Origin of the sequence: Flagellimonas sp. S3867 (genome assembly GCF_014698935.1) — a bacterium.
Taxonomy (GTDB): domain Bacteria; phylum Bacteroidota; class Bacteroidia; order Flavobacteriales; family Flavobacteriaceae; genus Flagellimonas.
On record NZ_JACVMN010000002.1, the window covers coordinates 181,320 to 205,287 of the forward strand.

General features: G+C 39.2%; 24 protein-coding genes. 19 read left to right on the top strand and 5 right to left on the bottom strand.

The window, feature by feature from the left end:
* Positions 1-36: 36 nt before the first annotated feature.
* From IAG46_RS08510 to IAG46_RS08525, 4 genes are read right to left on the bottom strand one after another with little or no spacing between them, the layout of a single operon-like run.
* Entirely contained in the window at positions 37-1,299 is a 1,263-nt protein-coding gene (locus IAG46_RS08510) for a POTRA domain-containing protein (RefSeq protein ID WP_190809929.1), read from the bottom strand.
* 15 nt (positions 1,300-1,314) lie between these two features.
* Positions 1,315-2,331 (bottom strand): glycoside hydrolase, encoded by a 1,017-nt coding sequence (locus IAG46_RS08515; RefSeq protein WP_190809930.1) that lies wholly within the window; start codon positions 2,329-2,331, stop codon positions 1,315-1,317.
* A 46-nt stretch (positions 2,332-2,377) separates the two neighbouring features.
* The gene (locus IAG46_RS08520; RefSeq protein ID WP_190809931.1) at positions 2,378-3,247 is read right to left on the bottom strand and encodes a hypothetical protein; all 870 of its coding nucleotides are present in this window, start codon (positions 3,245-3,247) and stop codon (positions 2,378-2,380) included.
* 18 nt (positions 3,248-3,265) lie between these two features.
* Entirely contained in the window at positions 3,266-3,988 is a 723-nt protein-coding gene (locus tag IAG46_RS08525) for a DUF547 domain-containing protein (RefSeq protein WP_190809932.1), read from the bottom strand.
* A 235-nt stretch (positions 3,989-4,223) separates the two neighbouring features.
* Between IAG46_RS08525 and IAG46_RS08530 the strand changes: the two genes are divergently transcribed.
* The 6 genes from IAG46_RS08530 (at position 4,224) to IAG46_RS08555 (ending at position 10,687) form a co-directional block, all read left to right on the top strand.
* Positions 4,224-5,573: an NAD(P)/FAD-dependent oxidoreductase gene (locus tag IAG46_RS08530; RefSeq protein WP_190809933.1), complete on the top strand. Its 1,350-nt coding sequence runs from the start codon at positions 4,224-4,226 to the stop codon at positions 5,571-5,573.
* Between the two features lie 14 nt (positions 5,574-5,587).
* Positions 5,588-7,192 (top strand): 4Fe-4S dicluster domain-containing protein, encoded by a 1,605-nt coding sequence (locus IAG46_RS08535; protein WP_190809934.1) that lies wholly within the window; start codon positions 5,588-5,590, stop codon positions 7,190-7,192.
* Between the two features lies 1 nt (position 7,193).
* Entirely contained in the window at positions 7,194-7,670 is a 477-nt protein-coding gene (locus IAG46_RS08540; RefSeq protein WP_190809935.1) for a toxin-antitoxin system YwqK family antitoxin, read from the top strand.
* The gene (locus tag IAG46_RS08545; protein WP_190809936.1) at positions 7,671-8,360 is read left to right on the top strand and encodes a glycosyltransferase family 2 protein; all 690 of its coding nucleotides are present in this window, start codon (positions 7,671-7,673) and stop codon (positions 8,358-8,360) included.
* A gap of 1 nt (position 8,361) precedes the next feature.
* Positions 8,362-9,846: a cellulose synthase family protein gene (locus tag IAG46_RS08550; RefSeq protein ID WP_190809937.1), complete on the top strand. Its 1,485-nt coding sequence runs from the start codon at positions 8,362-8,364 to the stop codon at positions 9,844-9,846.
* A gap of 118 nt (positions 9,847-9,964) precedes the next feature.
* Positions 9,965-10,687 (top strand): YafY family protein, encoded by a 723-nt coding sequence (locus tag IAG46_RS08555; RefSeq protein ID WP_190809938.1) that lies wholly within the window; start codon positions 9,965-9,967, stop codon positions 10,685-10,687.
* A gap of 180 nt (positions 10,688-10,867) precedes the next feature.
* Here the strand turns inward: IAG46_RS08555 and IAG46_RS08560 are convergent, their stop codons facing one another.
* Positions 10,868-11,323 (bottom strand): hypothetical protein, encoded by a 456-nt coding sequence (locus IAG46_RS08560; RefSeq protein ID WP_223826634.1) that lies wholly within the window; start codon positions 11,321-11,323, stop codon positions 10,868-10,870.
* Between the two features lie 165 nt (positions 11,324-11,488).
* Here IAG46_RS08560 and IAG46_RS08565 point away from each other — a divergent pair, with 165 nt between their 5' ends.
* The 13 genes from IAG46_RS08565 (at position 11,489) to IAG46_RS08625 (ending at position 23,968) form a co-directional block, all read left to right on the top strand.
* A complete protein-coding gene (locus IAG46_RS08565; protein WP_190809940.1) occupies positions 11,489-11,947 on the top strand; it encodes a GyrI-like domain-containing protein in 459 nt (152 codons plus the stop codon).
* Positions 11,948-12,110: 163 nt separating this feature from the next.
* Positions 12,111-13,430, top strand: a complete 1,320-nt coding sequence (locus IAG46_RS08570; RefSeq protein WP_223826635.1) for a glycosyltransferase 87 family protein — start codon at positions 12,111-12,113, stop codon at positions 13,428-13,430.
* Positions 13,431-13,645: 215 nt separating this feature from the next.
* On the top strand, positions 13,646-14,260 hold the full coding sequence (locus IAG46_RS08575) for a GNAT family N-acetyltransferase (RefSeq protein ID WP_190809942.1): 615 nt from the start codon (positions 13,646-13,648) through the stop codon (positions 14,258-14,260).
* Positions 14,257-15,447 (top strand): argininosuccinate synthase, encoded by a 1,191-nt coding sequence (locus IAG46_RS08580; RefSeq protein ID WP_190809943.1) that lies wholly within the window; start codon positions 14,257-14,259, stop codon positions 15,445-15,447. The genes IAG46_RS08575 and IAG46_RS08580 overlap by 4 nt, the downstream gene beginning before the upstream one ends.
* Positions 15,440-16,414: an N-acetyl-gamma-glutamyl-phosphate reductase gene (argC, locus tag IAG46_RS08585; RefSeq protein ID WP_190809944.1), complete on the top strand. Its 975-nt coding sequence runs from the start codon at positions 15,440-15,442 to the stop codon at positions 16,412-16,414. Before IAG46_RS08580 ends, argC begins: the two co-directional genes overlap by 8 nt.
* Before the next feature lie 10 nt (positions 16,415-16,424).
* Positions 16,425-17,219 carry a pyrroline-5-carboxylate reductase gene (gene proC / locus IAG46_RS08590; protein ID WP_190809945.1) on the top strand — a complete coding sequence of 265 codons (795 nt, stop codon included), beginning with the start codon at positions 16,425-16,427 and terminating at the stop codon, positions 17,217-17,219.
* A 112-nt stretch (positions 17,220-17,331) separates the two neighbouring features.
* The gene (locus IAG46_RS08595) at positions 17,332-18,459 is read left to right on the top strand and encodes an aspartate aminotransferase family protein (protein WP_190809946.1); all 1,128 of its coding nucleotides are present in this window, start codon (positions 17,332-17,334) and stop codon (positions 18,457-18,459) included.
* Positions 18,456-19,652 (top strand): glutamate-5-semialdehyde dehydrogenase, encoded by a 1,197-nt coding sequence (locus tag IAG46_RS08600; RefSeq protein ID WP_190809947.1) that lies wholly within the window; start codon positions 18,456-18,458, stop codon positions 19,650-19,652. Before IAG46_RS08595 ends, IAG46_RS08600 begins: the two co-directional genes overlap by 4 nt.
* Before the next feature lies 1 nt (position 19,653).
* The gene (gene proB / locus IAG46_RS08605) at positions 19,654-20,421 is read left to right on the top strand and encodes a glutamate 5-kinase (RefSeq protein WP_190809948.1); all 768 of its coding nucleotides are present in this window, start codon (positions 19,654-19,656) and stop codon (positions 20,419-20,421) included.
* Positions 20,418-21,359, top strand: coding sequence for an acetylornithine carbamoyltransferase (locus IAG46_RS08610; RefSeq protein ID WP_190809949.1), 942 nt, complete (start codon positions 20,418-20,420; stop codon positions 21,357-21,359). The genes proB and IAG46_RS08610 overlap by 4 nt, the downstream gene beginning before the upstream one ends.
* A gap of 5 nt (positions 21,360-21,364) precedes the next feature.
* A complete protein-coding gene (locus tag IAG46_RS08615; RefSeq protein WP_190809950.1) occupies positions 21,365-22,114 on the top strand; it encodes an SDR family NAD(P)-dependent oxidoreductase in 750 nt (249 codons plus the stop codon).
* 1 nt (position 22,115) lies between these two features.
* Positions 22,116-22,895, top strand: coding sequence for an acetylglutamate kinase (gene argB / locus IAG46_RS08620; RefSeq protein ID WP_190809951.1), 780 nt, complete (start codon positions 22,116-22,118; stop codon positions 22,893-22,895).
* Positions 22,892-23,968 (top strand): M20 family metallo-hydrolase, encoded by a 1,077-nt coding sequence (locus IAG46_RS08625; protein ID WP_190809952.1) that lies wholly within the window; start codon positions 22,892-22,894, stop codon positions 23,966-23,968. The genes argB and IAG46_RS08625 overlap by 4 nt, the downstream gene beginning before the upstream one ends.

A 23,968-nucleotide genomic window follows, 5' to 3' on the forward strand; every position in this document is an offset into this window, starting at 1 on the left:
ATGAAATGCACAAATCATCGATGAAATACGTCAAAATTAAAAATATTGGCCGATTCCAAATACAATTCCTTTGGTAGCATCTTGAGTAATGCCATGCCCATAATCTATTCTGAAAATTGCATTGAATATTCTTTTATGTATAAATCGAATTCCGATTCCTGGGTATACCCTAAGGTTTTGGTTATCACCAAAATCACTAAAATCTCCTCCGGGATTCCGCCAAGTTCCTCCATCAATAAAAACATTGCTCTGCAACACAAACCAATCCTTGTCAATAAGAGTATGCCTGTACTCCGTATTCAATACAATGGCTGCTGTACCTCTGTCGATACTATTCCCTACTCCGCGGATATTCAGATTATTGTCTACAGCAAAGGGCGCAAAGGGAGTGTCCATATTACTGGAAAGTCCCAAACGTAATCTATTGGCCCAATTACCCTTTTGCCCTATCCTTGCGAAATAGCTAAAATCGTTGAAACCAATTACAAAATCTGGTAGTTGTTGACTGGTACTGTGGACGTATTGAAAATTAAGGCTACTCTTGAATCCAGATAAATATTGATAATAGTATTCAATGGCATCGTGATTGTAAATGAACTTGTACAAATATTTGTTCACGTTCAGAGCTTGCGGAACAGAGGGGTCTGTACTGCCAAAAAGATATGTATAGTCTTCTGTGAAAAAGTTTAACCCAAGCTCAAGTCGGTTTCTGAAGTTCAATTCATACAATCCAAGAACTTCGAAAGATTCATTATTGTATCGATAATCCGCCGTTCCATTCTCCAAAAAAACGGGTTCTTGTGTTGTTAGATCTTGATAATTAAAAGCCAATCCCAATTTATTGCTAAACAGATACGGTGCACGTATGTGCGCACCGAAAGAATCAAAAATGTCCTTTTGGTAAAATCCACCTAAGGTGATGTTGTTTCCCAGAACATTAAATTCCTGTAATCCTATTCGGAAGGCAAACTCATCATTGTTGGAAGTATAGACACTGGCAAAGGGAATCAAAGTGAAGTTTTCCTCAATGCCATAAAACACATTATAGCTGCCCTCTTCATTGGCAGGGAATACCTGAAAATAGGCATGGGAAACAGATGGCAATCGCTTTAGTCGATATATGTCCTCGGCTATTAGGGAAGAGTCCAATTCCATACCAGCTTTAAGTCTGGCGATCTTTTTTATAAAGGCCGTCTTGGTTCTTTTATTTCCTTGGACCTTTATATCAGCAATAATATCTTGACCTAGAACCGAACCGGTAGACAATGCAAAAAGAAATACAATAATTATCCGATTCATGTGTCCTTGGACGTATTAAAATCCAGATTCTTGCAAACTTGAATAGTAATTTTGTATTACGGATTCTGCTGGTTTGTTTTGTGGTGTAAATCTATTGTCTGCATTTCCTCCGGAAACTTCGTGATGGATGAACCATTTCCATACAAATCCGCCGGCAAACCAGTCTTCTTTCCAAAATTCCTCGAAAACCGCTCGCGTAGCATCGGCCTGTCCAGTCAAATTCACTTCCGTTTGGTTTCTATCTACCAACCAAGGTTTTTTTGCGGTATAGTCCATGCTTCGATATCCAAATTCGGTAAAAAGGATAGGCTTATCATGTTTTTGGGACAGGTCTTTTAGTTTGGATTTCCAAGGTTGCCATCCGGATTTCAAATCTTCCAATTTGGGATGTCGTTTATCTGAAAGCGGAAAATAGCCATCCACCCCTATAAAATCCAATTTATCCCAAAAAGGAGATCTTGTGTATTCATCCCAATTGGCAGCATAGGTTAACTTCCCAGAATAGATATTCTTTATTTTATCAATTAAACTCAACCAGAATTCCGGTCGATTTTTAACAAACTCCTCCAATTCGGTTCCTATGCAATAAATTTCTGATTTTGTTTCTTCGGCCAGCTTCGCATAGGTGAGCGCAAACTTGCTGTACGAATCTTCCAATATCTTCCAATCTTTTTCCGACTTCATGCTCATATCACCCGTAAATTCACCTCTCCAAATCCAAATCTGGGGTTTCAACATTACTTTAATCCCATTTCGCTGTAGCAATTCAATGTATTGTTTGGCTCCGCGTTTGGTTTCGCCGTACCATTGCCTCTCTGTATCAAAAATAATATTTGGTGAGTTTAGGTCCCTAGCGAATCCAAATGGCATTACCGCCGCATAGTTGGCCTGAATTTTCACAACAGGGTCTATGTGCTTTTGCACCACCTTTTCTCTTGAACCTACAAAGCTAACTCCATTTATTTTTTCCTCATGTTGACTATTGCAGGAAAACTGGAGCAAGCACAAAAAAAAGAGCCCTAATCTTTTCATAGATAAAAAATTAAGACTCCTAAAATACTGTTTTATATGATTGAAGCTACAACACTGCCCGTAATCCTATGTTAAATGTTTGACCTAAACCGGTGTTATTTCCTCTTACAAAGTTGGTATAAAGCAACTCCAAATTTAGTGGTTGTGACAGTTGGAATTTGACTCCACCACCCACTGCGGTAAAGTTTTGCGTGAAATTGTTTCCTAGATCGAGAAGTTGCGAATGCTGCACCAATCCCAATATGGTAAAGTCGGAGCTCGGAAAATAACTCAAGAATACCCCTGGGGTCAATCGCAAACTGTTATTGGCGAAACTGTCTACTTCGTCTCCTAAATTTAGCTCACTGTTGAGTTCGCTGAACAACTGCCATTTATTCCCTGGGAAGGTGTAATCATAGAAAAATCGATTTTGCCATGTATACCCTTTTTGGTCTAAAAACACCCCATTTTCGGTCTCATTATCCACAAGTGGGATAAAAAATGCACTTTGGATGGAGAAATTATTCACGTTCGGAAATGGAGTAAATTTAATCGCCGGGGCTATAGATGTCAATCCCGATCTTGCAGAGCCTTCCTCACCATCGAAAGATAAAAAATCAAACAAATCTCTTCCGCCAACGGTATTGGATCTAAACTCTAAAAGCAATCCTAAATTTACACGTCGATTTTGACCTACACCCGTGAAAATGTCCAATGTCGAGGTAAAAAATACGTTTCTGGGAATGTCTCCATTAAAGGTGTCTTCGGTCTCCGTGTACAGATTGTTAAACCATTTGATATCCCATTGCCCTTGGCCAATCAGTTTGGATGGAGTCAAATTCTGTATGTTACTTCCTGTTTGGTCATCTTGGGCAAATCCTGCCAAAGAAGACATTAAAAGTGCTGCCGCAATAATGTGGCTTTTCAATTCTCTCATGTTAGTTGTATTACTCTTTTATTTGATTTCGTTTAAGGCCCAATCATAAGGGTAGTATCCTACCTTGGAATTGGTGTCCAATTTTTCTTTCCGGTACAAATTCACGTAATCCACAAGACTTCTACCTCCTTGGATAAAGTCGCCTTTATACCATTCAAATATTTGGGAAAGATTTACTCTTTTTCCTTTGATCCTGACAAAATTTGGGTCATTCAATGCCAATTTTGTTTGCTGCTGCAATTGAGCGTCCAAAGTATTAGGCAAATACGCTTTATTAATTATTGGTGGACAGCCCAGACCTGCGCAGACCAAAACAAAATGGAACCTTGTTTCTTGGGTAAAGTTTGCCCGTAGCAGTTTATTTTCAATATCATTAAGGGTGATGTCTTTTCCTCCAATACTGTGTTTGGTTTTATCAAAAAATCCAGGCACGTCCAGGGGGGATTTAAGCGGATAATTATCAACTATGCCTTTTATTACGGACAAGTTATATCCGTTTATCCAAAATGCTTGATATGTTTTGGCATCACTTTTTGATATTTTGATGGTCCTTGCCAGTTCAACCAATTCGTTTAGACCATCAGGATTGGCTTTTATTTTATTGTAAGCCACCCTTCCATTTTTCACATATGTATTGAAAAAAGCATCAGTTTTGGTAAAAAAACTAGAAGTGTCTTGGGCCCAACCCGGGCCAATGAAAATTACCAGTGCAAATGCGGTCAGTGTTTTTTTAATAGTCATGGTTTAAACTTTTAGCCGATTAAAACTGAGGCATATGTCGATCATATTTCTAAGTCCATACATCAGCACAATTTTTTTGTGATTTATTTAAGATTTTATAAATCAGTAAGTTACCGTTCGCACAAAGATCTATTACCTTACATAACCGAAAGAATTTAAATTCTTTCTAAATTAACGGATTAAGTTAAGTTCATATATTTAAGGACGACACATTAGCAACAACCAATTCAATCCCATGGATAATATTGTAATAATCGGAAATGGAGTTGCAGGAATTTCTGCGGCGCGACATATTCGGAAACTTTCAGATAAAAGAATTATCGTAATCTCGGCAGAGACGGATTTCTTCTTTTCAAGAACAGCCTTAATGTACGTATACATGGGGCATATGAAGTTTGAGCACATCCAACCTTACGAAAATTGGTTTTGGGAAAAAAATCGCATCGAATTGGTTCGTGGCTATGTCACACAGGTTGATACTGAAACAAAACAACTTCAAATGGATGGCTCCCGAGCAATCCAATATGACAAATTGATTATTGCTACAGGATCCAAACCCAACAAGTTTGGTTGGCCTGGACAAGACCTTCACGGTGTTCAGGGCCTCTATTCCAAGCAGGACTTGGATTTATTGGAAGTGAATGCCCCAAACAAAGAAGTTTGTAAAAGAGCTGTAATTGTTGGCGGTGGATTGATTGGTATTGAGATGGCAGAGATGCTAAGAAGCCGCGATATCCCAGTCACTTTTTTGGTTCGGGAGGAAAGCTTTTGGAACGGCGTTTTGCCTGATGGTGAATCTGCCATGATCAATGAACATATACTGGAACATCATATAGATCTTCGATTGGGCAACAACCTCAAAGAAATTGTGGCAGATGAAAATGGCAAAGTAAAATCTGTTATCATAACAGAAACTGGGGAAGAACTACCCTGCGATGTGGTTGGATTAACGGCAGGAGTTACTCCAAATGTCAATTTTCTAAAAGATTCGGGAATTGAACTAGGTCGAGGAGTCAAAGTCAACAGATACCTCGAAACCAATGTCAATGACGTTTATGCCATCGGCGATTGTGCAGAACAGCACGAAGCCATAGGAAATAGACGGCCCATTGAAGCCGTTTGGTACACCGGTCGGATGATGGGAGAAACGGTTGCCCAGACCATATGCGGTAATCGCATTGAGTACAAACCAGGGCACTGGTTCAACTCGGCAAAATTCTTGGATATCGAGTACCAAACCTATGGTTGGGTATTTTCAAATAAAGGAAAAAAGGAATATGAAGCTCATTTCCATTGGCGACATTCCGAAGAAAAAATATGCATAACTGTGGCTTTTCATAAAGACACTAATCAGTTTCTCGGTCTGAATACTTTTGGTATTCGTATGCGACATGAAGTTTTTGACCGATGGCTTACGGAAGAAAGGGATGTGGACTATGTAATGGAACATTTGGCCGATGCCAATTTTGACCCAGAATTCTTCAAAAAATATGAAACTGAAATTGTATCTAAGTTCAATTCAGATTTGGGAAAATCCATAAACCCCAAAAAGAAAAGCCTTAAACGAATATTTCAAACTGCTTAATTAACTACTATCCAATGAGCACTTACGATAAAAGTATGGCCCTTACCGGGCAACCTCCCAAAATATTGAGTCGAAACCAAAAGATGGCTACCCTCTTGGGCATGTTCGGATTGGCAATCGTCCTTTTGGCCGCTTTCAATGTCAGTTTTCCGAACAAAGGATTATGGCTGACCATTTCATTGTTGTCCATTACCCTGGGAACTATTTGGTTTTCATGGGATGCCTATTCCCAAAAATTACCAGGGATAAAAAATGATGGTGTTTGGTTCAAATCCATATCCAGTAAAGGATTTTGGGGATGGATAGCCGGAATTGCATTGACCGGGTTTTACATCATATTATATTTCTATCCTGAATACCTTGGTTTGGTCAAGGGCGGAGAAAACAAGGGCGTTATTGCTTTGTTCGACCCTCTGAGTAAAATATTAAGTGGTAACGCAGCAAGCCAATGGTTTGTATATGGAACACTTTATACGGTGGCCATTTTCGCTTTCGGTATAAAATTCATCTGGAAATACCGTCACAATCGTTATGAACGCCTTCGAACCATAAGCGTGATGTTTTTCCAAACTGCTTTTGCATTTATTATCCCAGAATTGATGGCGCGTTTAAATGGCGATAAAATTCTGAATGGCGGAAGTCTTCCCTATTACGATCTTAAAAATGTATGGCCCTTGAATTACTATAACTTTGAAGGTTATCGCATAAAAGCATTCTTAAGTTCGGGGGATATTGGCCTTGCACTATTAATTTTTGGAATCTTATCCGTATTTGTTATCACTCCCATCTTAACCTATAAATATGGAAAAAGATGGTACTGCTCTTGGGTATGTGGTTGTGGTGGATTGGCCGAAACTGCCGGAGATTCATTTAGACACCTAAGTGACAAAACGGTTAAGGCTTGGAATGTTGAGCGCTGGGTAGTGCATAGCGTGGTAGTTTTTGTAACCTTGATGACCACGGCTGTTATCTACTCTTATTTAGGAACCGACACTAGCAAATATTGGTTGACCAAAAGTTCCTTTTTAATCGGAGTTACCGTTCTATTGACCTTGGTTTTTGGTTGGGTAATGTTGTTCAAGCGCCAGCAACTGCAAAAAGATGCGCAGTATGGTGCAATCGGTTACTTCGTAATCATCATGGCACTTATAGGTATGCATTTTTTCAGCGGCGATGGTAACGTCTTTTTATTCAAATCTGAAACGCTACGTAAATCCTATTCATTTTTAATTGGAAGTATCTTTTCAGGTGTTATCGGAACCGGATTCTATCCTATTTTTGGAAACAGGGTCTGGTGTCGTTTTGGTTGTCCGATGGCAGCTATAATGGGCTTTCAGCAACGCTTGTTCTCGCGGTTCAGGATTACAACCAACGGAGGACAGTGTATCTCATGCGGTAACTGTTCCACCTATTGTGAAATGGGAATCGATGTCCGTGCATATGCACAAAAAGGTGAAAACATTGTACGTTCCAGTTGCGTGGGATGTGGTATTTGTTCGGCGGTATGCCCAAGAGGTGTCCTTAAATTGGAAAACGGTCCTTTAGAAAACAGGATAGACAGTAATCAAGTATTGTTGGGCAATGATGTTGATTTGATGCAATTGGTGAACCAAAAATAAGATGCTTCGACTGTTTCTGGTGGGTATGTTTTTACTGGCCGCCTTTGTTTTAACGAAAAGGGAATACTCCCGTGAATACCATTCCAATGGTAAAATCAAATCTGAAGGTTGGAAAAATGGCGAATCCAAAGAGGATTTCTGGAAATTCTATCATTCCACTGGAAAAATAAAAGAAAAAGGTCATTTTAAACATGACCTAAGGGTTGGATATTGGTATTTTTACGACCGAAATGGAAGGCCCGCAATGGAAGGACATTATAAAGGAGGGAAAATGGGTATGTGGTGGTTGTTCTATGATAATAATGGTAAAATCAACCATAAATGTCAACTGCAAAAAGGAGTGAAAAACGGATACTGTTTAAAATACAAGAATGAAAAATTGACTTCTGCTGAAAAATACAATCATGGCAAAAAAGTAAAGGAGTGGTATGACTTTAGAAGCTTTAAACAAGAAAACAAACTGTCCGATCTTAAATAAATGGCAGAAATCAAAGTCATAATCCCAGCAGTAAATGAGGGAGATTCCATTGGAAAAGTTGTTTCAGGAATTCCAAAATCGGTATCGGAAATCATAGTTGTAAACAACGGATCTACGGACCAAACTGTAGAAAACGCAAAAAAAGCCGGAGCAACTGTACTTACTGAAAATCAGCGTGGGTACGGTTTCGCATGCCTAAAGGGGATGGATTACATTTCGAAACAATCCAAACGACCCGACATTATCGTATTTATTGACGGAGATTACTCCGACTATCCAGAAGAACTGGACAAGGTGGTAGCTCCAATTTTGGAAAAGGACATCGATTTTGTGGTCGGCGCACGGAAAAAAGCACTTCGTGAACCGGGTTCCATGACCCCTCAACAGGTTTTTGGAAATCAATTGGCCACCTTTTTAATGCGATTGTTGTTTAGGGCAAAATTTACCGATTTGGGGCCCTTCAGAGCTATAAAATATGATAAGCTCATCGCATTGGAAATGCAGGACCAAACCTACGGTTGGACCGTGGAAATGCAGCTAAAAGTCTTGCGAAAAAAAATGTCATATACCGAAGTACCAGTGCGTTATAAACGCAGAATTGGTGTCTCAAAAGTTTCAGGTACGGTAAAAGGTACTATATTTGCAGGCATAAAAATTCTAGGTTGGATTTTTAAATACAGTATAAAGTAATATGGGACTAACTATCGCTATTTTTATTATCGCTATTTATAGTACGGCCTTAATTTTGATTTTCTTCTATAGCCTTGCGCAATTGAACCTTTTGGTGAATTATTTGGGCAACAAAAAGCAAAACGAAGAAGCTCCAAAATACAACCTTTTAGATCCCAAAGAAATCCCTTTCGTTACCATTCAACTTCCCATTTACAATGAGGAATATGTAATGCAGCGACTTTTGGAAAATATCTCCAAAATAGAATACCCAAAAAGTAAATTGGAAATTCAGGTTTTGGACGATTCCACGGATGATACTGTCATTGACACTGCAGAAAAAATAAAATTACTAAAGGAAAACGGCCTTGACATTACCCATATACGAAGAGAAAACCGACAAGGTTTTAAAGCCGGGGCCCTAAAAGAAGGATTGGAAATAGCGAAAGGAGATTTCATCGCCATTTTTGATGCTGATTTTCTTCCGGAGAGCGATTGGCTAAAAAAGACCGTTCCTTACTTTAAGGATGAAGAAATCGGTGTTGTCCAAACAAGATGGGGACACATCAATAGGGATTATTCTACGCTTACCAAGATTCAAGCTTTTGCTCTTGATGCACATTTTACTTTAGAACAAGTAGGAAGAAATTCAAAAGGGCATTTTATCAACTTTAACGGTACTGCTGGTATCTGGAGAAAAGATTGCATCCTTGATGCCGGTAACTGGGAGGGTGACACCCTTACAGAAGATTTGGATTTAAGTTACAGAGCCCAATTAAAAAATTGGAAGTTTAAGTATTTGGAAGATGTGGAAACTCCTGCAGAGCTTCCTGTTGTTATAAGTGCTGCTCGTTCCCAACAATTCAGATGGAACAAAGGCGGAGCCGAAAACTTCAAAAAATCGGTTTGGAGTGTTGTTACGGCCAAAAATATTCCATTCAAAACCAAATTCCATGGCGTAATGCACTTGTTGAACAGTTCCATGTTCTTGTGCGTTTTTATAGTTGCAGTTTTAAGCATTCCCATGTTGTACATCAAAAACACCTATGGTCATTTAGGTTGGATTTTTGAAGTAACCAGTTTCTTTATCATCAGTACCATTATTCTATTTATTTGTTATTGGTTCACCTATAAAAGTATTCAGGGCAGTAGTTTTGACAAATTTGTGGACTATATCAAATTGTTTTTTACCTTTTTCTCGGTAGCCCTTGGATTTTCATTACATAATTCCATTGCCGTATTGGAAGGCCATATGGGTAAACGAAGTGAATTTGTGAGAACACCAAAATTCAACATCAACAATCTAAAAGATAGTTGGAAAGGAAATAAATATTTAGCCAAAAAAATGTCTCCGAACATGGTTATAGAATTTGCTTTGATGATCTATTTCTTATTTGGCATGTACAGCGCAATTCCTTTAAATGACTTCGGACTTTTCCCCTTTCATTTAATGTTGTTCTTGGGCTTTGGCTTCGTGTTCTTTAAGTCCTTGACAGCGAAAGCGTAAATCCTTTTCAATTTTAAAATTACGGTTCATTTCCTTGCTGGATGGCTATGAGTGTATTCACTTTCAAAAAATCAAAATAGCTACATTTATACGGTTCGTCACTCAAGAATTCGACTAAATGGAAGAAAAACCTAGACTTTCACGACTTACTGCAATTTTAACTCAACTGCAATCCTCAAGGATTGTCACCGCAAAAACGCTTGCCGAAAAGCACAATGTAAGTGTCAGGACCATTTATCGGGATATCCGGACTTTGGAAAAATCCGGGGTTCCCATTATTACGGAAGAAGGCAAGGGATATTCCATGATGGAAGGGTATCAATTACCTCCTGTAATGTTCACCGAAGATGAAGCCAATGCGCTCATAACTGCCGAGCAATTGATTCTGAAAAACAAGGATGCCTCTTTTGTGCAACATTATTCCGAAGCCATTCTAAAAATAAAGGCGTTGCTAAAAGGCCCTCAAAAAGACAAGGCCAGCTTACTTACAGAGCGTATCTATTTTATGGATAACTATTTAAATCAAAGAACCAGTAATTATCTCATGCGCATTCAATCGGCCTTGACCAATTTTCAGGTTTTGAGCATTGATTATTTATCCCTAGATCAAAAATTCACCAATAGGAACATAGAACCTTTTGCACTTTATAGTTCCCAAGAGAAATGGTTGCTTATCGCTTATTGTAGACTCCGCAAAGCTTTTAGGGTGTTTAGAATAGATCATATTCAAAAAATAACCAACACCTACGAGCATTTCGAATCGCACAACATGACCTTGGAAGAATATTATAAATCGTATGATGCCTATTATCAGGATAATCCTGAGCTAAATGGGAAATGATTGAGCAAAAAAGCGCACTTTTTCCAATTACACTTATCGTTTTCGTGTAAGATTCTATTTCACTAAAATCAGCATGAGTTTCGGAGTAGGAATCATTGTAGAATGTAGGCAGGAAATATTCCTTCTGTTAACCAACTAAAGCAATAGATTTTACACGTTATTGTCCGCTGTTTACATCAATTAGTTTGCGATTTTTTCAATTGCCTCGATTTCCTCTTTCGAGTATTTTCTATTTCGGTGACATCTGCTAGTCCAATAAGTCTGTGGTTCAGAGTAATCATATTCACCGTAATGAGACCAAAGATTATTCTTGAATCCGTATAAAATGTAATTTGAATCAATTTCAAAGTTGGCTCGGCAAGCACCCACATGTGCAATGGTTAAAATCGTTATGATTCTGTCATCAAATGTCCCTTTATATGCTTTGTATGCCTTTATTTCATATTTGTGAAATGAATACATTTTGTTATCGTGTTCAATTTCAATAATTTCTTTCGAAACTACCTTCCCAACAAATACAATATCCGAACGTTCAAATTCGGTTTTTACATCTTTCATTTTTTTGCAACTGCATGCAAAGGAAGAACTCGTTTGAAATAAGAATAAAACAAGTAGTATTCTCGAAACTAATTTCATGCGTAAATTACTTACAACTAATAAGTTAAGTTCGAGAATTTTAGCTTAAAAAACAGCTCCAATTGACATATACAGGTTATGAATTGACCTATTCCAACCACCCCTGACATACCCTTGTCATAAACCGTAAATATTTTTGGTCAAATCTTAAAAACGTATTATATCATGACAAGCACAAAAAGAGACGCATTAACCATTGTAGGTTTAGCTACAAGAACATCCAATGACCGTGGAAAAGCTGACAAGGACATTCCACAACTATGGGAAAAGTTTATGGCGGAAAATGCGCTTAACCGAATCCCAAATAAAGTGGATGATACCCTTTATGCCATCTACACGGACTATGAGGGAGATCATACCAAACCCTACACCATAGTTATCGGTTGCAATGTGGCCCATCTTGACAATATTCCGGAAGATATGACCGTCAAAATGATTCCCGAATCTAACTATACCAAATTCACTGCTAAGGGCGACCTTACAAAAGATGCCGTAATCAACACTTGGATGGACATCTGGAATACAGATTTGAAGAGAACATATACTACCGATATAGAAATCTATGGTGAAAAAGCGCTGAACCCCACCAACGGGGAAGCGGAAATTTTGATTGCCATAGAATAATACTAGGCATATCCTGTCGTGGCTGTTACGTAAATTTACGCTCAATACATGGCAGGATATGATTCTCAATCCAATATATTTTTATATTTTTTGCTGACCTTAGAAATGCTGATCAGCAATGCCTCATCAAATCATAAAATTTTGGAAGCTTCACAAAATCCCAATGCTACTTGTTTTGGGAAGCATTTTGTTTTACACAAGCTTTGCTTATGATTTAAATCGGGAAGATTTTCCAAAGCTCATCAGTCTGGTCGCCGCGGTTTTTTTTCTCCATTACAAACTTATCCAACTCCAAAAATGGAACTTTAAGTTCCTACTGATCTCCGGCATTCTGTTTCGATTAGTGTTTTTGTTGGCCGAACCGAATCTTTCCCAAGATTTTTATCGTTTTATCTGGGATGGAGAATTGATAAAAAATGGTGTCAATCCCTATTTGGATGTTCCAAATAATTTAATACTCCAACCCCATTTACCCATCTCCAATGCCCAACAATTATTTGATGGCATGGGAAGTTTGAGTGCGAAACATTTTAGTAACTACCCTCCACTCAACCAAATTATATTCACCATCGCCGCATTTTTGGGAGGCGGAAGTATCCTCGGCTCAGTTATTGTAATGCGCCTAACCATAGTACTGGCTGATCTAGGCATCCTTTATTTCGGAAGAAAATTGCTCCAAAAATTGAACAAGTCTAACCATATGGCCTTCTGGTATTTCCTAAACCCTTTGGTAATCATTGAATTGACAGGAAATCTCCACTTTGAAGGTGTAATGTTATTCTTCTTTGTGTGGTCCCTGTATTTAATCGCAGATAAAAAATGGTTAGCGGCGGCACCCATCTATGCAATGTCAATTATGATCAAGTTGGTGCCTATTTTGTTCTTGCCCTTATTTGTTAAGTACTTTGGGTTCAAAAAAAGTGTCCTCTTCTATATTATGGTCGGCGCTTCCTGTGTCCTTCTTTTACTCCCTTTTTACTCCTCCTCATTTATTGATAATTATTCAGAAACCGTAGGTCTTTGGTTTTCTAATTTTGAGTTTAATTCGAGCATATATAATCTGGTAAAGCACATTGGGATAACCTTCTTTGATGCCAAACCGTGGATTTTAATCAAAGATTACGGAAAATGGATGGCAATCATAGTAGTCATCACTGCGGTTTTGATCGCATTCCTACGAAAAAACCAAAAAATGGGTACCCTGATTACATCCATGCTTATGGTTTTAACAACCTATTATTTCTTATCGAGTACGGTGCACCCTTGGTATATTATTTTTCTTTTGGTATTGGCCATTTTTACAGAATATCGTTATGCAATAGTCTGGTCATTGTTGGTTATTCTGAGCTATTGGGCCTATTCCAACTCCGATTTTACTGAGAGTTTTTGGTTATTGGCCATTGAGTATATCGCGGTTATGGGCTTCTTGATTTATGAAATCGTGGTTAAAGGAGGGAAAAAGTTACATTTCTTCAAAAAATAGACGCCAATCTAGGTCGGTTGAAATTAATTTGTACTTTTAATCCCATAATGAAAGGACAAGAATACATATTAACCTCATTGAGCATCCTTGCTCCAGTACGTCCATTCGCTCGCCGCCGTCGCCCGTAAGGGTGCATATCAGTCTATGGAAATAGGTGAGTCCATTTCCGCAAAATCACAAAATCAATTTCAGTTTTAGTCAATAATTAAATAGCAATGGAAATTTTAGTTGCTAACGAGTCACATTTTAAATACGCCCAGGTAATCAGCGATACCATAACCGAATCTGCCAAGGTTCGGGGAACTGGCATTGCCCAGCGAACTCCAGAATATATCATAAAACGATTGCAAAATGGCAATGCCGTAATTGCATTGGATGGGGATACCTTTGCCGGGTTCTGTTATATTGAAGTTTGGGGAAACAAAAACTTTGTGGCCAACTCGGGCCTGATAGTCCACCCAGATTATAGAAATCAGGGGCTTGCCAAAAAAATAAAGAAATCCATTTTTGAACTATCAAGAAAGAAGTTTCCAGATGCCAAAATTTTTGGAATTACCACGGGCTTGGCAGTGATGAAAATGAATTACGAGCTCGGTTACAAACCGGTTACTTTTTCGGAGTTGACAGATGACCCTGAATTTTGGAAAGGTTGCCAAACTTGCAAGAATTTTGACATCCTGACCAGAACAGAACGGAACATGTGCCTTTGCACGGGAATGCTGTACAATCCCACGAATAAAAAACCAGAATCGAAAAAATTAAACGGAAAAGCCTTTAAACGATTAAAGAGCATTAAGGAAACCCTTTTCCTAAAAAAGAAAACAAAATGAAAAAACTAATACTGGCCTATAGTGGCGGATTAGATACTTCGTATTGCGCAAAATCCCTATCAAAAGAAGAAGGCTTTGAAGTACATGCGGTTAGCGTGAACACTGGTGGGTTTTCTCCATCCGAAATCAAGGAAATCGAGCAAAAAGCGCTTGAACTTGGCGCCACTTCCTATACATCATTGGATGCTGTTTCCAACTTTTATGAAAAAGTGGTTAAATACCTCATCTTCGGAAATGTGCTAAGAAACAACACCTATCCCCTTTCGGTAAGTGCGGAACGTATAGTTCAGGCCGTTGAAATTGTAAATCATGCCAAGAAAGTAGGTGCTAAATACATCGCGCATGGTAGTACTGGCGCAGGTAATGATCAAGTCCGATTTGATATGATCTTTCAAACCATTGCTCCAGAAATAGAGATTATCACTCCAATCAGGGATAATAAACTGTCCAGAGAAGCTGAAATAGAATATCTCAAACAAAATGGCGTGGATTACCCATGGGAAAAAGCAAAATATTCTATCAACCGAGGACTATGGGGTACATCGGTAGGTGGAGATGAAACCTTGACCTCACATTTACCCCTTCCTGAAACGGCTTATCCAAGTCAGTTGGAAAAGCAAAGTTCCAAGCAGCTCAAATTGACTTTTAATAAAGGAGAATTGGTCTCAATTGACGGAGAAGTGGCCAGTCCTATAGAAAACATCGAAAAACTTTCAGAAATCGCATCCAAATATGCTATCGGAAGGGATATTCATGTTGGGGATACTATTATCGGTATCAAAGGAAGGGTCGGTTTTGAAGCTGCCGCTCCACTCATCATTATAAAAGCACACCATCTGCTGGAAAAGCACACCTTGAGCAAGTGGCAACAATATCAAAAAGAGCAATTGGGCAATTTTTACGGAATGCTCTTGCACGAAGGCAATTATTTGGACGAGGTTATGCGAAACATCGAAGCTTTCTTGGCCGATACCCAAAGGAATGTTTCCGGTGATGTTTTTGTGACCCTCCACCCTTATCGATTTAATTTAGATGGAGTTGCTTCTTCCCATGATCTAATGAATGCTTCCTTTGGAAGTTATGGTGAAATCAACAAAGGTTGGACCGCGGACGATGCTAAAGGATTCATTAAAATTCTTTCCAACCCTGGAAAAATTGCAAACCATGTAAACCAACACCATGATTAAAGCAGGTATTATCGGAGGATCTGGTTATACGGGAGGCGAACTAATTCGATTGCTCCTCAACCACCCTGATGTAGAAATCGATTTTGTTTTCAGCACAACTAGAGCTGGAAAACCAATTACTTCGGCTCATCCAGATTTATTGGGGGTTACCAACTTGGAATTTACGGGCGAAGTGAACCCAAATGTAGATGTTGTTTTCCTTTGCTTGGGTCATGGAAACTCATCAAAATTTCTTAATGAAAACTCCTTTAGTGAGACAACTAAGATCATCGATTTAAGTAATGATTTTAGGTTGAAAGCTGATGCCACTTTTCAAGGGAAAACATTTGTTTATGGCCTCACAGAATTGAACAATGAAAAGATTAAAAAGGCGGATTATATTGCAAATCCCGGGTGTTTTGCCACAACCATTCAATTAGGCTTGCTGCCATTGGCAAAGGCTGGATTGTTGCAAAATCAAGTACATATCAATGCAATTACAGGAAGTACTGGCGCTGGAGTTGGACTTTCATCCACCTCACATTTTAGTTGGCGAAATAATAATGTTTCTTGGTATAAACCCTTTACCCATCAACATTTGGGCGAAATAGGCGAAAGTTTGGATTCGTTCGGAAACAAAACCGGTCAACTGTTCTTCCTGCCCAATAGAGGGAATTTCACTCGGGGAATTCTCGCAACCAGTTATACGCAATTTGATGGTAGTTTGGAAGAAGCTCAACAATTGTATCAAGAGTATTACAAAGATGATGTCTTTACGCATGTTTCAGCGGAACCCATCCATCTAAAACAAGTGGTAAATACCAACCAATGCCATGTACATTTACATAAACATGAGGGTACTTTACTAGTTACCTCGGCAATCGACAATTTACTAAAAGGAGCTTCCGGACAAGCCGTTCAAAATATGAATTTGATCTTCGGCTTGGAAGAAGCAAAAGGACTGCAGTTAAAAGCAGGAGTATTTTAAAAAAGAAATTATGAAAGTAGCAATCATAGGAGCGGGAAATTTGGGGCTGTCCATTGCAAAAGGAGTTTTACACAGTAATGGAGCCACCACCATGTACCTTACCAAAAGAAATACATCAGAAATCAAAGATTTTGAGAAGTATGGCAATGTAACGGTCACTTCAGATAATAAAGAGGCTATTCAAAATTCGGACACGTTGATTTTTGCCGTTCAGCCCGGTCATTTCAGTTCCATTTTGGAAGAAGTCAAAGACCTTTTGACCGAAAATCATGTGATTATTAGCACCATAACGGGTTTTAGTATTTCAAAAATTGAAGAAATCATTGGCTCCGACAAATACATTATCCGAAGCATGCCCAATACGGCCATCTCCGTTGGAAACTCCATGACCTGTATTTGCAGCAATGAATTAGGCAAAAAACGAATTGATTTAGCCAAGGCCATTTTCAATAGAATGGGACATACCTTGGAAATTCCAGAAGAGCAGATGCAAGCTGCAACCGTAATATGTGCCAGCGGCATTGCTTTTTGGATGCGTTTGATTCGTGCTACGACCCAAGGAGCCATTCAATTAGGCTTCGATGCCAAAGAAGCTCAAGAGCTGGCGATGCATACCTGTAACGGCGCTGCAAGCTTGTTAATCGAATCCGGCAATCATCCAGAGGAAGAGATTGACCGCGTAACCACACCCAGAGGGTGTACCATTGAAGGATTGAATGAAATGGAACACCAAGGACTAAGTTCATCGCTTATCCGAGGGATTGTAACATCGTTCGAAAAAATTAGTAAAATCAGAAAAGGGTAAATAAATGTCAGGTCGAGCAGTTATCCTGAGCCAGTCAAAGGATTGGTCAAAAAAGCAGGTTAGACATAAATAACGAGATTCCCGCTTGTGCGAGAAAGACAACAAAGAAAAGATGAAACTATTTGACGTATATCCACTTTACGATGTAACACCGGTCTCTGCCAAAGGCATTGAGGTCACCGATGACAAAGGGTCGACATATCTTGATTTTTATGGAGGACATGCGGTGATTTCCATTGGACATTCCCATCCCCATTATGTAAATCGAATTAAGGACCAATTGGATAAAATTGGGTTCTATAGCAACTCAATTCAAAATCCATTGCAGCAGCAATTGGCTGAAAAGTTGGAAGAATTGTCTCAATGCAATGACTACAATCTTTTTATGTGTAATTCGGGTGCCGAGGCCAACGAAAATGCATTGAAATTGGCATCATTTCATACCGGAAAATCTAAAGTTATTGCCTTTAAAAATGGTTTCCATGGACGGACGTCGGCAGCGGTGGCAGCTACTGACAACCACACCATAAATGCTCCTATCAACCAGCAACAAAAAGTGACATTTTTAGAACTGAACGATTTTAAAGCGTTTGAAAACACCATTCAATCAGACGACTATTGTGCAGTAATTATTGAAACCATTCAAGGTATTGGTGGTTTGGATGAACCAACGACAGAGTTTATTCAATTTATTTCAGAAAAATCAAAAGAAAAAGGGATTGTGTTCATTGCTGATGAGATTCAATGTGGATTTGGAAGAAGCGGTAAATTTTTTGCTTTTCAGCATCACAATATTCAACCGGACATTATTTCCATGGCCAAAGGCATGGGCAATGGTTTTCCTGTCGGCGGTATTTTGATTCATGAATCTTTCAAGGCATCTTATGGCCTTTTAGGCACAACGTTTGGTGGCAATCATTTAGCATGTGTGGCAACGTTGGCGGTTTTGGAGGTTTTGGAAAAGGAAAATCTAATCTCCAATGCGGATGAACTTGGAAATTATTTCAAAGAAAAAGCCAAGGAAATTCCCCAGGTAAAGAAAATTAAAGGGAGAGGATTGATGCTAGGTCTCGAATTTGATTTTGAAGTGGCCGAACTACGTAAAAAACTGATTTTCAACCAAAAATTGTTCACTGGGGGCGCAAAGGATAAGTATGTACTTCGAATTTTACCAGCATTGAACATCACAAAACATCACATCGACCTATTTTTTGAAGCATTAAAAGCAGAATTGAGATGAGCTTGATATTATCGATAGAAAAACGAAACGCCGTTTTGACCACTATGAGTGAGTTGGTCAAACTAGAACAATCCAAGATTCTAACTGCGAATAAAAACGACCTTGATGGTTATACTGGGGACGATTTGGCCATGCGAGATAGACTGAAAGTAGATGTGTCTAAAATCGATGGAATGGTATTATCACTCCAACAACTGGCATCCCAACAAGACCCTTTAGGTGTGGAGCGTTTTCAGTTTAACCACGAAAATGGCATCCACATTAGCAACAAAACAGCGCCTTTTGGCACTATTTTAATCATCTACGAATCTAGGCCCGACGTGACCATAGAAGCCGCTGGAATCGCATTCAAATCAGGGAATAGAATTTTGCTCAAGGGAGGAAAGGAATCATTCAATAGCAATCAGGTTTTGGTTCAATTGTGGCACAGGGCGCTTGAAGAACATGGATGCTCAAAAGATTGGATCACCTACTTGGAGTTTGATAGGGCACAAACGCAAGGCTTTCTGGAAAACCCTTCCCAGAAAATTGATTTAATAGTTCCAAGAGGAGGTGAAAAATTAATCGCGTTTGTAAAACAGCATGCCACCTGTCCCGTAATTGTAAGTGGACGTGGAAACAACTTTTTGTATGTGGATTCGGAGGCTGATTTGGAAATCGCATTGGATGTAATTCTAAATGCAAAAACAACAAAAATATCAGCCTGCAATGCTCTAGATAAAGTACTTGTTGCCGCTGATTTACCAAGAAAACAGGAATTCTTGATGCAATTGGCCCAAAAACTTAAAAAAAGTAAGGTTCAAATTTTAACGGATAAACCATTGTCCAGTCTATCGGAAACCAACGAAATTGATGATGAATCTATTTGGTATGAGGAATTCTTGGACTACAAAATTGTGCTTGGACAAGTAACGGATTTGACCGAGGCCATCATGAAAATAAACACCTATAGCGGCGGACATTCGGCTGCTATTATTACGGCCAACAACAAGAAAGCTGAAACGTTTATGCAATCTGTGGATTCAGCTGCGGTGTACCATAACGCCTCTACCCGATTTACCGATGGAGGTCAGTTTGGATTGGGTGGAGAACTCGCTATAAGCACAGATAAATTGCATCAAAGAGGACCTATCGGGCTCCAACATTTGGTAAGTAACAAATGGTACGTTACCGGCAATGGTCAAACCAGATAAGATGAAGAAGAAGAAACGAATATTACTTAAAATAGGCTCAAATACACTGACCAAGGAGACCAATCAAATTTCCCGAGGAAAAGTCGAGGATATTGGCCGACAAATTGCCCAACTTTCCTCGGAGTATGAATTCATCATTGTCAGTTCAGGTGCCATTGCCGCAGCAAAACAATTTGTAAAATTGGAGCATTCCGGTCCCGAAATCAATGTAAAACAAGCACTGGCCGCAATTGGTCAACCGCATTTGATGCGAATCTTTCAGGAAAGTTTCAGAGAATTGGGATTGCTCACATCGCAATGCCTACTGTCCTATTCAGATTTTGAAAATTCAGATTCAAAAGTGAACATTAAAAATACCATCAATGTTTTGGTGGCCAATAATTTCATCCCGATTATCAATGAAAATGATACCGTTGCAACGGATGAAATCAAATTTGGTGATAACGATAAGTTGGCAGCCTTAACCGCAGCTTTGTTGGAGGCCGATTTACTATTGATAGCAACCAACACCAATGGGATTTATACAAAAGAATCCCTTGAAAACAACCAACCTAAAACAATCGAAGCAGTCAGCGACCTTCAAAATCTAGTCAAGGAAATAGACAATGGAAAATCAACCCATGGAACGGGAGGAATGCAATCCAAGATTGAGGCAGCTACTATTGCAAGAAATGCTGGTATAGAAACCTGGATTGTAAATGGTTTGAATGAAAATTTCATACAGGATGCACTTCAGGATTCCATTAATTATACAAAAATCAAATCATGAAACACTATCGTTCTATAAACGACATCGATAATCTTTCTGAATGGGTTAAAGAGGCTAGAGCTTTGAAGGCAGCCCCTAAAAAATTTGATGCTCTTGGTGAAGGCAAAACCATTTGCCTTTTGTTTTTCAACAATTCGTTGCGAACACGATTAAGCACTCAAAAAGCAGCCATGAATTTGGGAATGGATGTGATGGTCATGAATTTTGGCAATGAAGGTTGGACTTTGGAGTATGGCGATGGTACCGTCATGAATCAAGGAACGTCGGAACATATTAAAGAAGCGGCCCAAGTAGTTTCGCAGTTTTGTGATGTTGTAGCAATTAGAGCTTTTGCCAAATTGGAGGATAAAACGAGAGACGAGGCCGAAGAGGTTTTAACTGGATTTACCAAATACACTTCAATTCCCATTATAAATATGGAAAGTTCTGTTGCACATCCTTTGCAAGCTTTGGCGGATGCCATTACTTTAGCAGAAAACAAGACCACCTCCAAACCCAAAGTGGTTTTATCTTGGGCACCGCATCCGAAGGCATTACCTCATGCCGTGGCCAATTCATTTGTAACAATGATGCAGTTGCAAGAAGCTGATTTCGTTATTACACACCCCAAAGGTTATGAATTGAATCCTGAAATAACCAAAGAATGTACAATTGAATATGATCAGGAAAAGGCGCTGGAAAATGCAGACTTTGTTTATGTGAAAAACTGGACTAGTTATTCAGATTATGGAAAGGTTTTGCAGCAAGATTCGAATTGGATGATGACTGCGAAAAAGTTGGGCAAGGCCAAGTTTATGCACTGTTTACCTGTTCGAAGAAATGTAGTGGTTGAAGATGCCGTTTTAGATGGCGGCCAATCTTTAGTGATTGAACAAGCAAATAATCGAACGTACTCAGCTCAAATTGTATTAAAGAAAATTTTGGAATCCATAAAGTAAGAGAAATGGCAAAGTTAGTGGACAAAGTGTGTATTGTAACAGGCGCTACCAGTGGTATGGGAAAGGGCATTGCAGAAACGTTATATGCTGAAGGAGCTAAGCTGATATTATCTGGACGCAATACAAAAAGAGGTAACAAATTATCTGAAAAACTAAAAGGTTCCGTATTTGTTCCTGGAGATGTTTCTCAACCCGAGTACAATGAAAAATTGGTCAAAACCGCTATTGATCAATTCGGGAAGTTGGATGTACTATCCTTAAATGCCGGGGTTTTGGGATTGGGAAATGTGGTTGACCTTTCCGTTTCCGATTGGCGAAACACTTTGGATGTCAACCTAAGTTCCATTTTCTACATTTCAAAATATGCCATTCCGCACCTTCAAAAAAGTGGGCAAGGTAACATTCTTATCAATGCATCAATAGCTGCTTTTAAGAGCTTTCCGAATCATCCTGCATATTGTGCCTCAAAAGCTGCAAGCATAGCTTTGATGAAACAAATGGCAGTTGAATACGCTCCTCAAATAAGAGTTAATGCCATCTGTCCAGGACCTGTGGACACCCCGTTGATTTGGGATTCGGCCAAAGCCTTTGATAATCCTGAGGAAGCGGTACAAAACGCTGCAAATGCTACCCTTCTAAATAGATTGGGAACTCCGGAAGACATTGCAAAGTTGGCTCTTTTCTTAATTTCAGATGATTCTTCATGGATTACCGGAACAGCCATGACCATTGATGGTGGAATACTAAACGCATAACATGAAACACAAACTGTCCATAGTAAAAATAGGAGGGAACATTATCGAAGACCCAAAGGGTCTTACCCACCTATTGGGATTGTTCTCTAAACTCGACGGATACAAAATATTAGTGCACGGGGGAGGTAAAAAAGCTACTGAAATTGGAAATAAATTGGGAATTGAAGCCAAGATGATCAACGGTCGAAGAATTACTGATGCCCAAAGTTTGGATGTGGCAATCATGGTTTATGGTGGATTGGTAAGTAAGAAAATTACGGCCCAATTGCAGGCATTGGAATGCAACGCACTAGGTTTGAGCGGAGCGGATGCCAATGCCATACATGCCCACAAAAGACCTGTGAAAGAAGTTGATTTTGGTTGGGTCGGAGATGTTGACGAGGTAAATTCCAGAGGAATCACCAAACTATTACTGGCAGGTTTTACACCTGTGTTTTGTGCATTGACCCATGACGGCAAGGGTCAATTGCTCAACACCAATGCCGATACTATTGCATCTGAATTGTCAATTGGTTTATCTGCAGAATTTGAGACTACTCTCTATTATTGTTTTGAAAAAAAAGGTGTCCTTCGAGATGTTGAAGATGAAAATTCAGTAATCCAGCATATTAATTCCAAAACATATGAAACACTTTTAGCTGATGGAATCATTGCCGATGGAATGCTTCCAAAAATGCACAATTGCTTTCATGCACTTCAAAATAATGTAAAGCAAGTTTGCATTGGTGACAGTGATATGTTGCTACAAACAACATCAAATTTTACGACTTTAACGCTATGAAAATCGACCAAGGACACTTGACTCAAAAAGCTATTGAATTGCTGCAACAGCTAATATCCATTCCTTCCTTTTCTGGTGAAGAAGACAAAACCGGCGACGCCATTGAAAACTGGTTAAGGGGTTTTGGGGTTGAAACGCAACGACAGTTCAACAATATATATGCTTTCAACAAACATTTTGACGAAAGTAAGCCCACGCTACTTCTAAATTCGCATCACGATACTGTAAAACCCAATTCCGCGTATACCAAAGACCCTTTTCTTCCGCATGTGGAAGATGGAAAACTATATGGTCTGGGCAGTAATGATGCAGGCGGATGTTTGGTTTCGCTTTTGGCCACTTTCGTCCATTTTTATAAACAGGAGAATTTAAGTCATAATATCATTATGGCAGCAACGGCGGAGGAAGAGAACGCTGGCAAAAAAAGTTTAAGGGCACTTTTACCCATTCTTCCAAGCATTGAAGTTGCGGTTGTTGGCGAACCTACATTGATGAATTTGGCCATCGCCGAAAAAGGATTGATCGTATTTGATGCTGTTGTAGAAGGAACACCCTCCCATGCCGCACATCCGAACGGAAATAATTCCATCTACAATACCATAGAAGTACTTGATTGGTTTAAAAATTGCTCATTTGAGAAAGAATCAGAAGCTCTTGGAAAAGTAAAATTGACGGTAACCCAGATCAATGCCGGAAATCAACATAATGTTGTACCGGCTAAAGTTGATTTGGTGGTGGATGTTCGGGTTAACGATCGCTATTCCAACAAAGAAATTACGGATATATTGGAAAAGGAAGCTCCGTGTAAAATGACACCACGCTCACTTCGATTAAATTCGTCGGCCATTGACCCTAACCATGATTTGGTCAAAAGTGGAATCGGTCTTGGCAGAAACACTTACGGCTCTCCTACCTTGTCAGATCAGGCAGCCTTAAGCTGCCAATCAGTAAAGTTAGGTCCAGGTGATAGCACTCGCTCCCATTCAGCAGATGAATTTATATATGTAAATGAAATTGAAGAAGGAATAGATTTGTATATCAAAATTCTTTCAGGATTTTTGATAGGAACATAA